Here is a 12924-nt window from a genome sequence, read left to right on the forward strand (position 1 = left end):
CGGTACTGGCGGCCCGCGCTTCAGATAAAACATATATCGTAGATCTATGTTTTGCGAAATGCGACACGACACCGCTCGAACCGATGCCTGCAACGAGGATGTTTTGCCGGCAATTGCCGGATGGCAACGGGCATGGGGGCGCGGAAAGCCTGGCCAAGAAGCCGCTGACATCCGGCGGATATATGCGGACAACCCGCCAAGGCTGAGAGATTGCTAGAAATTATGGCCCTATAGGGGGGCCGGATCAGCCACCCTTCCGGTAGGAATAGCGGAAGGTGCAGCGCGGCGCGCCCGCCATGATGGTGTGGTCCCGCACCAGGGTGATGTCGGGATCGTAGCCCTGGCAGAAGGTGCCGTCGCGGTTGCACGACATCAGATGGCCGATATCGGCCAGGCCCATTTCACGGTAGGTCTCGGCATAACGGCAGCGAGTGACGTCGAAGCTGAACGTTGTGTCGTTGGTTTCCAGCACCTCGACCTCGAGCGCGCCGTCAGCGGTCCACAATTGGTAGAGCTTGATGAAATCGGCCATCGAGGTCTTGCCCTCAGGCGCCTTGGCAGCGAAGGACTTGCCCTCTGCGATCGCAGCCTTGCGGACCGCCGCATCGAGAATGGCATCGGCCTGTTCCTTGCCGAGCGCGGCGACCATTTCGGCATGGATCGGGCCGATCACTTCGGCCTGAAGGCGCCGCTTCAACAGGACAGGAACTTCCGTGCTCTTCTTCATCGTGACGCCGCTTCAGTGGTCTCGATGCAGAGGAAACACCCTCCTGGCGGGGATGCAAGCCGGAATCGCGCATGCGGCACTTTGGTGCGCGACAGGCAAATGACCGTCAATGAACGGTCTGGATATCGCCCGCGTCCGGACGTGGGCGCATGTTGACGATCGGGTCGTTCTGGCTCGGCGGCGCTTCCAGGCCGGTGGCGACGACCGACACCTTGAACTGACCTTCCAGCGTATTGTCGAAGATGGCGCCGACGATGATATCGGCTTCGTCGCCGACCTCCTCACGAATGCGGGTCGCGGCCTCGTCGACCTCGAACAACGTCATGTCCATCCCGCCGGAGATCGAGATCAGCACGCCTCTCGCTCCCCGCATGGAGCTTTCGTCCAGCAGCGGATTGGAGATCGAGGCCTCGGCAGCCTTGCGCGCGCGGTTCTCGCCGCCGGCGACGCCGGTCCCCATCATGGCGCGGCCCATATCGCGCATCACGGTCTTCACGTCGGCGAAATCGAGATTGATCAACCCCTCCTTCACGATCAGGTTCGTGATGGAACTGACGCCCGAATAGAGCACCCGGTCGGCCATGCCGAAGGCATGTTCGAAGGTCGTCTTCTCGGTCGCGATCCTGAACAGATTCTGGTTGGGGATGACGATCACCGTGTCGGCCGCCTTCCGAAGGAGTTCGATGCCCCGGTCCGCCATCATCATGCGGCGCCGGCCTTCGAAGGTGAAGGGCTTCGTCACCACAGCCACGGTAAGGATGCCAGCTTCGCGCGCGGCCCTGGCGATGACGGGCGCCGCGCCGGTGCCGGTGCCACCGCCCATTCCGGCCGTGACGAAGCACATATGGGTGCCGGCGAGGTGATCCATGATCTCGTCGATCGATTCCTCGGCGGCGGCCTGGCCTATATCGGGCAAGGAGCCGGCGCCCAATCCTTCGGTCACCAGCGCCCCAAGCTGGATCAGCCGCGGCGCCTTCGACATGGTCAGCGCCTGGGCGTCGGTGTTGGCGACGATGAAATCGGTGCCCTCGAGGCCCTCGGCAATCATGTTGTTCACGGCGTTGCCGCCACCCCCGCCGACGCCGACAACGGTCAGCTTGGGCTTCATTTCCGAGATTTCAGCCTTCTTGGGAATGTCCATCTTGCCCGCTTCCTGCGCAACGCCCCCGCCCGAATCGGATCGTGACAAGGGAATCAGATACGCGCGGCCGGCGCAAGCCATAGAGGCGCCGGCCGCGCCTGCCTGTGGAAGCCCGACGCCTATCTCACGGCTGCGATGATGCCGGACCTGACATTGACGAGCAGATAGTCGTCACCGACCCTCACCCATTGCTGATTCCGTCCGGCCGCTTGAGGCCATGCTTTTGGAGGTCGCGGACACTATTCCGACAAAGCCCTTTTGTTCTCCGAGGGAATCGACACTGTCCGCGCCGCGGGCGACGGCAGGCGGTCTCGAACGGTCATGATCCCGTTCGCGATCTACGATCTGTGGAACTTCAGCACACGCGGCCGGACTGCCACAAATATGCCAATGGCTCGCGGTGGATAGGACGGGGCGAATGGCACCCATGGCCTGACCCTGGAAGCGCTGCCGCGCAGTTGTTGACGGAAGACGGCGGCAACGACGGCCGCAGCGGACGCGTCGATGCGAGACGTCCGTATGGCATTCTTGCTCACCACCCTTGAGACCCTGCCGTCCGCTCGACGGGCCGGATCCGGGGTTCGGAAAGAACGACACGCCAATTCAAAGAGATAGAACTGCGAGCTGATCCATATGACGATTTTCGGTTTCCTGCAGATGCTCGTGGATCTGATCGAGGCGAACCCCACCTTGGCGCTGCTGATCGTGTTTCTCGTCTCGGCCGGCGAGGCGCTGTTCGTCGTCGGTCTCTTCGTCCCCTCCACCGTCGTACTGGTGGCGGCAGGAACTATGGTCGGCATGGGCAAGCTCTCCTTCGTGCCGATCTTCCTTGCCGCTACCTTCGGCGCGGTGGTCGGCGATGCCGTCTCCTTCTGGTTCGGCCATATCTGGAAGGAACGGGTCCGGCAGGTCTGGCCGTTCAGCCGCTACACGCTTCTTCTCGACAAGGGCGAGACCTTCTTCCAAAGGCACGGCGGCAAGAGTGTCTTCATCGGCCGCTTCATCCCCGGCGTGAAATCGGTCATTCCCGGCATCGCCGGCATGATGGGCATGGGCATGGCGCGTTTTACCGTCATCAACGTCGTCTCGGCCTTCGCATGGGCCGGCGCCCACATCATCCCCGCGGTCGCGCTGGGCCGCGGCTTCGACCTCGCCCATTCCGCCAATCCGAGGCTGGCAGCACTGCTCGTCGGTGTTCTCGTGGTGCTGGTATTGGCCTGGTACCTGACGAGGCTGACGCTCGCATTCACCTTGCCCCGCCTCGACAAGGCGAGACTATGGATAGCCGACCACCTGAAGACAAAGGATTCGAGCATCGCAGGGCTTGCTGCCCGCGTCCTGCTCAACGAGGAAGGCGCATTCGTCGCCTTCTGCCTGGCCATACTCTGCCTGTTCGGCCTCGCCGGCTTCGCGCTGCTGGTGGTCAACCTCATGTTCGAGCCCGAACTGGCCGCCTCGGACCAGACCATCAGCACGTTCCTGCAGGCATTGCGGAATGGTCCAGGCGACCGGGTGATGGTGCTCGTCACCATGCTCGCCGACAGTGTGACGCTGACACCGCCGGCGGTCGCCTTCGTCGCGATCATGCTCGCGCTCAGGCGTTGGCGGCTGGCCGCCATGGCGACGGTGACCTTCATCGGAGCGGCCATCTTCGTGCCGCTTGCCAAGTCGCTGCTCCAGAGGCCACGCCCCATGCCGCACTACAGCGGCGCGGAGGCCTTCAGCTTTCCGAGCGGTCATGCCACCCTCTCGATCGCAATCATAGGAGGCATCGTGGTGATCCTCGCCCACGCCTTGCCGACGCGCTGGAAGTCTGTCGTCTACGCCACGACCGCCGCGTTGCTGGCACTCATCGCCTTGTCCCGCGTCTATCTGCTCGCCCACTGGCCGAGCGACGTCATCGCCGGGCTGCTGTTCGGCGGGTCGATGGTGCTGCTGCTGGCATTCCTGCTGCATGGCCGCGAACTCGGCCTGCCCGCGGGCAAGGTCGCCGTCGCAGTCGGCCTGGTCTATGCAGGGACCTGTGCGATCCATATCGACAGGAGGTTCGGCGATACCCTGGCGAGTTACAGCCGGCCGCTGCCCGTCGACACGATCTCCGCCGACGACTGGACAGGCGGAGGATGGCGTTCGATCCCGCGGGCGAGAGTGCTGTTCGACGGCGAGTTCGCCGAACCGCTGATCCTCCAGACGGACATGCCGCTGCCTGCCCTGAAGACAGCGCTGGAAAAGGCGGGCTGGCGGGAGCACGCCGCGAACCTGTTCTCCAGCACCCTCTCCCACACACTGCCTGCCGTGGGCTCGATAGCCGACCTTCCGCCGCTCCAGTCCTACAATGGCGGACGGCCTGCTCTCGCCACCTTCACCCTCGACGACACGTCTCGACCCGGCACGCGGCTGGTTCTCAATATCTGGCCTACATTCACCACGATCGCCGGTACGGGCACCAACGCGCCGCTGGTCACAGCATCGGTGACGCGGGAGGCGCTGGAGCCCCTGCCCTTCGGTTACGGAAAGACCAAAATCGCGCCGCTGGAACCCGATGCCGAAGCGAAGGCGGCGCGCTCGGTTGCCGACGCGTTGGCGACTACGGGCGGACGCATGACGCAGCCTGGCCCATCGCTGTTCCTGATTGCATCAGGCGCGTGACCGCACTGTCATTGCCGAAAGAGGTAGCCATGGAAAGGCCACGCGACGGCCTCGGCGCAAGCCCGCCGCTTCAGGACCAGAGCCTGGTTGGTCTTAACCCGGATGGCGTTCGACCGGTCGCTCGTGGCGCAACCGCTCGACCACCCGGTCGGCCATATGGGCGCAGCGCGCGCCGTCGAATGGAAACAGGTCGCCGAATGCCGCGGAAAGCCGTTCTTCGATTGTGGCGCGCATCAGTCGTCGCGCCCTGTGCAGCCGCGTCTTGACGGTTTCCGGCTTGATCGACAGGTGGAGCGCGGTTTCCTCGACGCTGAGCCCCTCGACGTCGCGCAGGATGAAGACGACCCGAAACAGGTCGGGCAGACGGTCCACGGCATGTTCCAGGATCTGCCGGATCTGGCTGCGTGCCGCCTCGGTTTCCGGGCCGGCGGGCATCAGCGAGGAGGGAAACATGACCAGGCATCCTTCATTCGAGACGACCCCGGCGTCGAGTTCGGTGAGTTCGGCCATCGGCCGCCGCCGTCTCACGCGTCCGAGAGCCTCGTTCAGCGCGATCCTCGTCAGCCAGGTCGACAGTTGCGCATCGCCGCGAAACCTGTCCAGATTGGTGAAGGCGCGGACATAGGTTTCCTGGACGATGTCCTCGGCTTCCGCGTCATCGCGAACGACGCTGCGTGCCACGCGGAAGAGCCGCCTGTTGTGACGTTGGACGAGGACGCGTATCGCGCCCTCGTCGCGGTGGCGGGCAAGGCCGACAAGCCTCTGGTCATCGAACGAAGCCAGGTCGAACTGAAGCCGTGTGACTGCCAACTGCATGATCCGCCGTTGCCTCCGTTCCCGGCGCGTCACGCGCGCCGGACCGCCCCTTTGCGCATGATGTCCTCAACCGAGGGGAAGGCCTGCAGCGCTTTCCCCGGCAGCTCACCGTTCGCGCCGGCCAGTTCCATCCACCCATGCGGCTCCGGTTCCCCAACGACGATGCGGCCCACCATTCCCGCATGCTCGTGCGGAATGCAGTAATAATCGTAGACCCCTTTCTCGGTGAACGTAACCGAGAACGTCTGACCGGGCAGCAGAAGGTCGGAGTTCCAGGCCCTGGATCCCTTGGGCATGCGCAAGGGCCGGTCGAAATTCTCCGGACTGTAGGCGGTCGTCGAGTGGGAATTGCCGGGATCGCGATTGATCCAGCGGATGGTCTGCCCGGGTTTGACCAGGATACCCACGGGATCGAACCATACATGCGAGCCGTCGGCGCGCCCCTGCATAACGATCTCGACCGGGGCGTCCGCCCGCGCGCCGGCCAGGTGCAGGCCGAGGATGGCCGCACAGCCGCCCCCTGCCGCCAGGAAACGACGACGCGTCAGGATCATTTTGCGACACGCGCCTGGTCGGAGACAGGCACGTGCCACAGCACGACGTGCACATGCGGTTCTTCGACGCCCGGATGACCGGCATTGTAGTAGACGTCGACGTGGTCGACATTGCCGCCGGGGGCAGCCAGCGCATCGAAGCGTCTGTCGGGATTGAGCTCCTTGATCGGCAGCATGTAGATCGTGCTGACGAGCTTGCCGTCATGATCGTAGGCGAGGAACGGGCCGGCGGGCAAAGTCGCGGGATCGACGAACAACTGGCCCATGCCGGGGAGGAAGTCGGGCAGCTTCACGAGGCTGCTGACCGCCTTGTACGCACCCTGCGGCGGCGCCTTGGAGACATCGGCAGCCAGCGTGGGCAGTGAAGCGGCGAGTACCAGCGCAAGCGCGGCGGAAACTATTCTCATGGCAGCTACTCCTTCTTTGGCGGCGCCGCCGACGTCGCGGCGTCACTGCGTTGGATGCGGCAGCCGCGCCGAGGTTCCCGGAAATCGTCACATGTGCATTGAAGGAGAAGAGCGCCCGAGGCCGGGTCCATTGGTGGCGCGAACGCTGGCGACAAATCAGCAAGGAACCGATTGCCCTTGGCGAGCGTCTAAGAGGCGTGCCCGGCACCGCATCGGCGGCGCCGGCAAGGAGGAAACGACGATGGCGTCTCGAGACAACCAGGACTCCGGCCCCGACCTGGGCGCCGGAATACCAACCGCTATGCTGGACGGGAAAACCCTGCTTCAAGGCCATGTCGGCGAGGAGACCGTCGTCCTTGCGCGCGTCGGCGAGGAGGTGTTCGCGCTCGGCGGGACATGCAGCCACTATGGGGCTCCGCTGGCGGACGGCCTTATCGTCGGTGACACGCTCCGCTGTCCATGGCATCACGCCTGTTTCAGCCTTCGCACGGGTGAGGCCCTTGCCGCCCCCGCAATCGATCCGCTTGGCCGATGGCACGTGGAACACCAGGGCGACCACCTGTTCGTGAAGGGCAAGATACCCAAGGAACAGGCTGGAAGCGCTATGCGAGACACGAGCAACGATCCTGAGCGGATCGTGATCGTCGGCGGCGGCGCGGCCGGATTTGCCGCCGCTGAAATGCTTCGGCGGCGGGATTTCTCAGGACAGTTGACCATGCTGAGTTCGGACGACGACGCGCCGTACGACCGTCCCAATCTGTCCAAGGACTATCTTGCGGGAACCGCCGAAGAGGCCTGGATGCCGCTGCGGTCGCCGAAATTCTATGCGAGAAGGGATATCGATCTGCGGCTCGGAACAACCGCGATACGCATCGACACCGGCAAGAAGAAGGTGACGACCTCGGACGGTCACGACTTTTCGTTCGACCGTCTTCTTCTCGCGACCGGGGCCGAGCCGGTTCGCCTCTCGATCCCCGGCGCAGATCGCCCGCATGTGTTCGTGTTGCGATCCATGTCAGACTGCCGTGCGATGATCGATCGCCTTGGCAATACGCGCTCAGCCGTCGTCGTCGGAGCAGGCTTCATCGGGCTGGAAGTTGCCGCATCGCTGCGCACCCGGAGCGTGGCGGTTCATGTCGTCGCTCCCGGAGCAGGGCCACTCGAAACCGTTCTGGGACAACAACTCGGCGACTTCATCCGATCCGTGCATGAGGAGCACGGCGTCACCTTCCATCTGGGGGCGACGGCGGAACGGATCGACGAACGGACCGTCCGATTGAGCGATGGGGAAGTTCTCGACGCCGATATGGTCGTTGTCGGCATCGGCGTGAAACCACGTCTTTCGCTGGCGGCCGACGCCGGCATCGCCACGGCCGGCGGCGTTCTCGTGGACGAGTTCCTGGAAACGAATATTCCCGGCATCTTCGCGGCCGGAGACATTGCCGAATGGAGCGAGCAGAGAGGCGCCGAGACACGTCGGGTGGAGCACTGGGTCGTGGCCGAGCGTCAGGGACAGGTCGCGGCCGAAAACATGCTCGGGCTTCGACAGCCGTTCCGAAGCGTTCCGTTCTTCTGGAGCGCCCATTTCGACGAGACGATCCGCTATATCGGCTATGCCAGGTCCTGGGATACGATCGACGTCGAGGGCAGCATCGAAGGCCGCGACTGCATGGTCACGTACAGGAAGGACGGCAGGACGCTCGCCGCGGCCACGATCGGGCGCGATGTCGAGGCGCTGCGTTGCGAGGCAGCGATGGCCGGGGAGACGGAATGATCGATCCTTGCGATCATCGCCAGCGCAGGCTCTGGAAGAGCTGTATCGGCCTTCCTGCGAGAGACTAGCCCATGGGAAGGATCGAATTCGTGTCGGCCCTCGGCCCTGTTGCAACGACATTTCGCAGCGCCGCCAGCGCCGCCTGTACGTCCGCCCGGGTCTGGCTCTCCTCAGGGTAGACCGCATAGGCCGGGTAGGTGAACTCGGGCGCATCATCCACGCGCTCGAGTTCCCCGGCCTCGACGAGCTGCGTCACCACGCCCTTGCGGAAGTAACCCATGCCGCCCGCCCTCATGATATAGCTCAGGCCGAGCGGCCCAAGGCCGACCAGCAGTCCCGGCTCGCCGAAGGTCGTCGAATTGGCGTCGTGCTGCGCGGCGAACATCGGCCCCCAATCGACGTAGACATAGTCCTCTCCGGTGTCGGCAGCACCCGGCGCCTTCCGCCGCACCAGGACGAGTTGCTCTTCAAGCAGGAGCTCGACCTTGAAACCAGGAAGAAGCTTGGGCGCATAAAGCACGGCAATGTCGAGCACGCCGGTGCGCAGTTGCTCCAGCAACTGGTCGGGCACTCCGACATGGGCGTGAATGGCGATCTTCGGCTCGGCTGTCCTCATCCAGACGAGCCAATCGAGAAGCAGAGGATTCCACAGGCTCAGTTCTCCGCCGAGCGCGATCATGCTCGTTCGCCCCGACGGTATGGCGAGCTGGTGCCTCGCCCTCTCCCAGACCTGGACGAAAGACTGCGCGAACCGCTCGAACTCCCGGCCCGATGGCGTCAGTTGCGCGCCGTTGCGGTTGCGGATGAACAATTGCCGCCCGAGTTCCTGTTCGAGGGTCCTGATCCGGGCGCTCACCGTGGTCTGGGTGACGTTGAGATGTTCGGATGCCTTCAGGAAGCTGCCGGAATGGACGATCTCGAGGAAGGTTCTGATGCGATCGACATCCATCGCGAGCCTCGCATTCAATGCAAAATTATTGCATCAATAGAGCATTTAATTCCGTTTGCCTTCCTCTTTTTTCTCAGCAACCTTGCTTGCGGCTGGTTTCAGAAAACCGCCACAGCGACGTGGAGGCTTGTCATGGATGAGCAGGAAAGCACAGAGATCGAGACCGGCGAGTATGCCTCTCCGCCATGCTTCATGCATGAACTGATGCCAGGTTTCGAAGCCGATCCCCTTCCGCGCGACCAGGCGACCTGGACCGACGTCGCCCGGTGGCGCAAGTCGGAGCGCCAGCGGCTCATCGACCAGCGCCTGCTGTTCGACCCCGACGACCGCAAGCTGCGATCCGGCCGGATCGCCGCCGGGCTCGATGCAACCATCGGCTCCGTGGCCGGGCGCATCGTCAGCCTCTATTGGCCGTTCAAAGGCGAGCCGGACCTGCGCGTCTGGATGTCGCGGGTGAACGAATGCGGGGGAAGGATCGCCCTCCCCGTCGTCATCCAGAAGGGCTGGCCGCTCGAGTTTCGGGCATGGTCGCCGGGCGATCCGCTGGAGCGCGGCGTCTGGAACATACTGGTGCCCGCGCATGGACCGGCAGTGCTGCCCGATGTGGTGATAGCGCCGGTCGTCGGCTTCGACGAAGCAAACTACAGGCTCGGCTATGGCGGGGGCTTCTTCGACCGCACGCTCGCCGCGATGCCCCGGCGACCGATGGTGGTCGGCATCGGCTATGCGGAAAGCCGGATCCGTACAATCTATCCGCAGCCGCACGACATCCCGATGGATGTGATCGTCACTGATGCTTGACGTATCCGGGCGGGCGCATCCGGCAACAACCGATCGAGACCGCCGGTGGAGCTCCGTGGAGGCGAGGATGAACCAGGCAGCAGACGCAAGCAATCTAAGCGCCGTGGTGATGCTCACGGTGTATTGGATTCTTCTTATTGTCTGGGATCACGTATTTCCGCCGCCTGCTTCCAGAAGGACGGGGGGGTCGCTCGCGGATCATGCAGGTCGGAACAACCTGCCGGTTTCAGCACCGACAAGGGCGACATCGTTGCTTCGCCAGAGCGATCCGACATTCGACGAAACGGCTTTCCTTGGTCGTGCCTGCCTTTGCTACGAGGTCGTTCTCGAAGCCTATGCGAAAGGCGACGCCGAGACCCTCGAGCCGCTCGTTGGCCAAGAGGTTCGCGACGTGTTCGCCCGCGCCGTGGCAGCCCGCCGCGCCAATGGAGTGACCTTGGAGATAGCCCTCGTCGCGTTGAGGGAAGCCGAGATCGTCCACGCCGGTGTCGGGAAGAAGGCGATCAAGGTAGGCGTGCGCTTCAGGTCCGAACTGATCAGATTCACCCGTGCCACGGACGGGAAGATCATATCGGGCGACCCTCGGCAGATCGTCCCGACGGCCGACCTATGGACCTTCGCGCGCGATCCGGGAACCGGCGCCTCCGCCTGGCGCCTGATCGCCACGGAACCCGGCTGATCCAGCTGTCCCCTCACGGGCCCGAAGATAGGACCTCCCGCAGAACAACTGCTTGATTGTGCTCCACATCCTTGGCGGCATAAACCAATGTCACCGTCTGGCCCCGGGCCTTTTCGCGCAGTTCAGCGAGTGCCTCCTTCTTGCTCAGAAGCTCCGCGCGATATCTACGGTTGAATTCGGACCATCGCACGGGATCATGATCGAACCACTGCCGCAGTTCGGGGCTCGGCGCGATATCCTTCAGCCACAGATCGATTTCGGCGTCCTGTTTCCTGATACCTCGCGGCCACAGGCGATCGACAAGAACACGGAGTCCGTCGTCGTCGGATTTCGGCTCGTAGATGCGTTTCAGACAGATCATGGCTACCAGCACCTCGGAGCGCTTTTCAAAAGTCCCAACTCTATGATTCAATAGAGAAAAGTTAGGATTGATTCGGCTATGTCTCGTCGTAACTTGGCGCAACCTTCACTCGCCGATGCATTGGTGCGTGACGTGAGCAGGGGTAACAAGTTTCTGGAAGAAGTGCAGAAGTTGATCGATTGGTCGGCTTTCGAGGTGCTGTTCCGGGAAATCCATAACGATGCTCTGGGGGCGCCCGGCTACCCGCCGATAGCAATGTTCAAGATTGCGCTCTTGCAGCAATGGTACGGCCTGTCCGATCCGGCGGCGGAAGAAGCGGTGGCCGACCGGCTGTCGTTCCGCCGCTTCTGTGGGTTTCCGCTCGATCAAAAGACACCGGACCACATGTCGATCTGGCGCTTCCGCCAGAGGCTGGTCGAACTGGCGCTTCAAGATAAGCTGCTTGCCGAATTGAACCGGCAGTTGGAAGGGCGCGGTCTTCTGGTAAGGCGCGGCACGCTGGTTGACGCCACCATCATCTCGGCGGCGGTGGCCAGGCCCGACTACGAGAAGGGCCAGGTGTCGGCGCGCGATCCGGATGCAGGCTTCACGCACAAGCACGGCAAGACCTATTTCGGCTACAAGGCCCATCTCGCCGGCGACGCGGAGAGCGGGCTGATACGCCAGGCGGAGATGAGCTCGGCCGATCTGCATGACAGCCAGATGGGCGCTGTGCTCATTCAAGGTGACGAAGAGGCCTATTACGCCGACAAGGCCTATGACAGTCAGGCGCTGCGCGACGAACTGGCGGATCGAGGCATCAAGGACCGGATTGCCTACAAGGCCAAGCGGGGCAAGCAGCAGCCGAATTGGCAGAAGTGGATGAACAAGGTCGCCGCCAGCGTGCGGGCCGGCATCGAGCGGACCAACGCGACGATGAAGAACTGGTACGGCATGGCCCGGGTTCGCTATCTCGGCCTGGCGCGCAACCACTGCCATCTGCAGCTTGTCGCCTGCGCGATAAATGCCAAACGGGCGCTCGTTCTCGTCAAGGCCGGCACGGCCTGAGGGGAAGGCTGCGTCCAAAATCAGGAAATCGAGGGCAAAATCGGGAGCAAGTGAGCAGAAACTGAGCCGATAGGCTGGAGAAAGTTGCGCGGATCGGCGGCGACGGGCCGCTGATGCCCGCCACATACGGGCGAAGAACGTCTAAGGGCGGGACGCCCCAACTTTAGAAAAGCACTCCCTCGCTATGCGAGCGATTGTCGGTTCTTGCGACCAGTCCGACAAATGAAATCAAATGCTGCCCTGGTGCAAGAAATCTGCATCGCGCATGACAACTTTTGCCGGAGGAAAGCTGCGAGATCGCTTCCGCGTCCTTTCCGTGTCTGCTCTGCATCGGCTGCACAACTCTCGATTGCCTTTCGTTTCGCCAGGATTCGTCTTTCCCAAATCCAGAGCCGCCGCGCGTCATGCATTGCGTGCGAACAACCTCCGTATGCAGTTTCATTCGCCAATGCGCACGTGGTGCATCGCCTTCGGCCGGGGCTCGTCGACATTGATCGAGGGGTATTCCGACTTGGCCACCACAATGTTGGACCGCCTGTGGCGCGGTTGCCGCAGTTGCTGTAGTCCGCCCTGCATGGTCATCAACACCATCGATACGGTGTTGTCCTCACTGCAGGAACAACAGCCGACAAATCATTGCCGTAAAACGGAAAATTCCGGATTTCGACCGGTTCCTGCCCTTGTTTCGCCGAGATGTCGGGGTACCTGCGATTCATGTGCGGAAACTGCTTCATCAGGACATCAAGGCCGGCCGGCGAGACCAATGTGTCTTCCCGGAGCGGCTTCCTGAACTGAACAGACCGCATCAATATCCGTTCCGGGAGCAATCGCAGAAAGCCACCAGCGGTTTTTCGATGCCACGCATTGCGTGCGCACAAAGGAGCGAGTCATGACCGAGCCCCGACCCCCGAAGATCTGTCATTCCTGCCACCGGATACTGCCCCAGGCGGCCACGCGCTGCCTCTGGTGCGCAACCCCGAGGCGATCGACATTCGGTCTCCTTCCGATCCTATTGCGCT

Annotated in this window: 13 protein-coding genes and 1 pseudogene; 5 read left to right on the forward strand and 9 right to left on the reverse strand. The window is 63.1% G+C overall.

Features of this window, described 5'->3' with window-relative positions; genetic code table 11:
* Positions 1 to 244: 244 nt before the first annotated feature.
* From JN302_RS26115 to JN302_RS40030, 3 genes and pseudogenes are all read right to left on the reverse strand, one after another.
* A complete protein-coding gene (locus JN302_RS26115) occupies positions 245 to 727 on the reverse strand; it encodes an L-2-amino-thiazoline-4-carboxylic acid hydrolase (RefSeq protein WP_202329666.1) in 483 nt (160 codons plus the stop codon).
* Positions 728 to 833: 106 nt separating this feature from the next.
* Complete coding sequence (ftsZ, locus tag JN302_RS26120) at positions 834 to 1868, reverse strand: cell division protein FtsZ (protein ID WP_202329667.1); 1035 nt, start codon at positions 1866 to 1868, stop codon at positions 834 to 836.
* A 119-nt stretch (positions 1869 to 1987) separates the two neighbouring features.
* Positions 1988 to 2065, reverse strand: a pseudogene (locus tag JN302_RS40030) (RcnB family protein); the annotation flags it as partial.
* A gap of 436 nt (positions 2066 to 2501) precedes the next feature.
* Between JN302_RS40030 and JN302_RS26130 the strand changes: the two are divergent.
* Positions 2502 to 4517, forward strand: coding sequence for a bifunctional DedA family/phosphatase PAP2 family protein (locus JN302_RS26130; RefSeq protein WP_202329668.1), 2016 nt, complete (start codon positions 2502 to 2504; stop codon positions 4515 to 4517).
* Positions 4518 to 4610: 93 nt separating this feature from the next.
* Here JN302_RS26130 and JN302_RS26135 read toward each other — a convergent pair whose 3' ends face one another.
* Genes JN302_RS26135 through JN302_RS26145 form a run of 3 tightly spaced genes read right to left on the reverse strand, consistent with a single transcriptional unit; the run spans position 4611 to position 6294 of the window.
* On the reverse strand, positions 4611 to 5333 hold the full coding sequence (locus tag JN302_RS26135) for an RNA polymerase sigma factor (protein WP_202329669.1): 723 nt from the start codon (positions 5331 to 5333) through the stop codon (positions 4611 to 4613).
* A 29-nt stretch (positions 5334 to 5362) separates the two neighbouring features.
* A complete protein-coding gene (locus tag JN302_RS26140; protein ID WP_202329670.1) occupies positions 5363 to 5887 on the reverse strand; it encodes a plastocyanin/azurin family copper-binding protein in 525 nt (174 codons plus the stop codon).
* Complete coding sequence (locus JN302_RS26145) at positions 5884 to 6294, reverse strand: DUF5602 domain-containing protein (RefSeq protein ID WP_202329671.1); 411 nt, start codon at positions 6292 to 6294, stop codon at positions 5884 to 5886. Before JN302_RS26145 ends, JN302_RS26140 begins: the two co-directional genes overlap by 4 nt.
* A gap of 241 nt (positions 6295 to 6535) precedes the next feature.
* Here JN302_RS26145 and JN302_RS26150 point away from each other — a divergent pair, with 241 nt between their 5' ends.
* Positions 6536 to 8068, forward strand: a complete 1533-nt coding sequence (locus JN302_RS26150; RefSeq protein ID WP_202329672.1) for an FAD-dependent oxidoreductase — start codon at positions 6536 to 6538, stop codon at positions 8066 to 8068.
* A gap of 64 nt (positions 8069 to 8132) precedes the next feature.
* Here JN302_RS26150 and JN302_RS26155 read toward each other — a convergent pair whose 3' ends face one another.
* Complete coding sequence (locus JN302_RS26155) at positions 8133 to 9017, reverse strand: LysR family transcriptional regulator (RefSeq protein WP_202329673.1); 885 nt, start codon at positions 9015 to 9017, stop codon at positions 8133 to 8135.
* 132 nt (positions 9018 to 9149) lie between these two features.
* Here JN302_RS26155 and JN302_RS26160 point away from each other — a divergent pair, with 132 nt between their 5' ends.
* Together JN302_RS26160 and JN302_RS26165 are read left to right on the forward strand one after the other, a co-directional pair.
* Positions 9150 to 9818 carry a 5-formyltetrahydrofolate cyclo-ligase gene (locus JN302_RS26160; RefSeq protein ID WP_244845939.1) on the forward strand — a complete coding sequence of 223 codons (669 nt, stop codon included), beginning with the start codon at positions 9150 to 9152 and terminating at the stop codon, positions 9816 to 9818.
* Between the two features lie 109 nt (positions 9819 to 9927).
* Complete coding sequence (locus JN302_RS26165; protein ID WP_274609288.1) at positions 9928 to 10497, forward strand: Tim44/TimA family putative adaptor protein; 570 nt, start codon at positions 9928 to 9930, stop codon at positions 10495 to 10497.
* A 13-nt stretch (positions 10498 to 10510) separates the two neighbouring features.
* Here JN302_RS26165 and JN302_RS26170 read toward each other — a convergent pair whose 3' ends face one another.
* Complete coding sequence (locus JN302_RS26170) at positions 10511 to 10858, reverse strand: DUF488 domain-containing protein (protein WP_202334454.1); 348 nt, start codon at positions 10856 to 10858, stop codon at positions 10511 to 10513.
* A 78-nt stretch (positions 10859 to 10936) separates the two neighbouring features.
* Between JN302_RS26170 and JN302_RS26175 the strand changes: the two genes are divergently transcribed.
* The gene (locus JN302_RS26175) at positions 10937 to 11905 is read left to right on the forward strand and encodes an IS5 family transposase (protein ID WP_202328731.1); all 969 of its coding nucleotides are present in this window, start codon (positions 10937 to 10939) and stop codon (positions 11903 to 11905) included.
* Positions 11906 to 12343: 438 nt separating this feature from the next.
* On the opposite strand, the gene JN302_RS26180 is transcribed toward JN302_RS26175, so the two are convergent.
* The gene (locus JN302_RS26180; RefSeq protein WP_202329675.1) at positions 12344 to 12496 is read right to left on the reverse strand and encodes a hypothetical protein; all 153 of its coding nucleotides are present in this window, start codon (positions 12494 to 12496) and stop codon (positions 12344 to 12346) included.
* Positions 12497 to 12924 lie beyond the last annotated feature (428 nt).

The organism is Mesorhizobium sp. L-8-3 (assembly GCF_016756615.1).
Classification (GTDB): domain Bacteria; phylum Pseudomonadota; class Alphaproteobacteria; order Rhizobiales; family Rhizobiaceae.

What these genes read in the sequence shown, in the direction of transcription:
- JN302_RS26115 (WP_202329666.1), bottom strand. Translation starts at nt 727, where the DNA reads ATGAAGAAGAGCACGGAAGTTCCTGTCCTGTTGAAGCGGCGCCTTCAG.
- ftsZ (WP_202329667.1), bottom strand. Translation starts at nt 1,868, where the DNA reads ATGGACATTCCCAAGAAGGCTGAAATCTCGGAAATGAAGCCCAAGCTG.
- JN302_RS26130 (WP_202329668.1), top strand. Translation starts at nt 2,502, where the DNA reads ATGACGATTTTCGGTTTCCTGCAGATGCTCGTGGATCTGATCGAGGCG.
- JN302_RS26135 (WP_202329669.1), bottom strand. Translation starts at nt 5,333, where the DNA reads ATGCAGTTGGCAGTCACACGGCTTCAGTTCGACCTGGCTTCGTTCGAT.
- JN302_RS26140 (WP_202329670.1), bottom strand. Translation starts at nt 5,887, where the DNA reads ATGATCCTGACGCGTCGTCGTTTCCTGGCGGCAGGGGGCGGCTGTGCG.
- JN302_RS26145 (WP_202329671.1), bottom strand. Translation starts at nt 6,294, where the DNA reads ATGAGAATAGTTTCCGCCGCGCTTGCGCTGGTACTCGCCGCTTCACTG.
- JN302_RS26150 (WP_202329672.1), top strand. Translation starts at nt 6,536, where the DNA reads ATGGCGTCTCGAGACAACCAGGACTCCGGCCCCGACCTGGGCGCCGGA.
- JN302_RS26155 (WP_202329673.1), bottom strand. Translation starts at nt 9,017, where the DNA reads ATGGATGTCGATCGCATCAGAACCTTCCTCGAGATCGTCCATTCCGGC.
- JN302_RS26160 (WP_244845939.1), top strand. Translation starts at nt 9,150, where the DNA reads ATGGATGAGCAGGAAAGCACAGAGATCGAGACCGGCGAGTATGCCTCT.
- JN302_RS26165 (WP_274609288.1), top strand. Translation starts at nt 9,928, where the DNA reads ATGCTCACGGTGTATTGGATTCTTCTTATTGTCTGGGATCACGTATTT.
- JN302_RS26170 (WP_202334454.1), bottom strand. Translation starts at nt 10,858, where the DNA reads ATGATCTGTCTGAAACGCATCTACGAGCCGAAATCCGACGACGACGGA.
- JN302_RS26175 (WP_202328731.1), top strand. Translation starts at nt 10,937, where the DNA reads ATGTCTCGTCGTAACTTGGCGCAACCTTCACTCGCCGATGCATTGGTG.
- JN302_RS26180 (WP_202329675.1), bottom strand. Translation starts at nt 12,496, where the DNA reads ATGGTGTTGATGACCATGCAGGGCGGACTACAGCAACTGCGGCAACCG.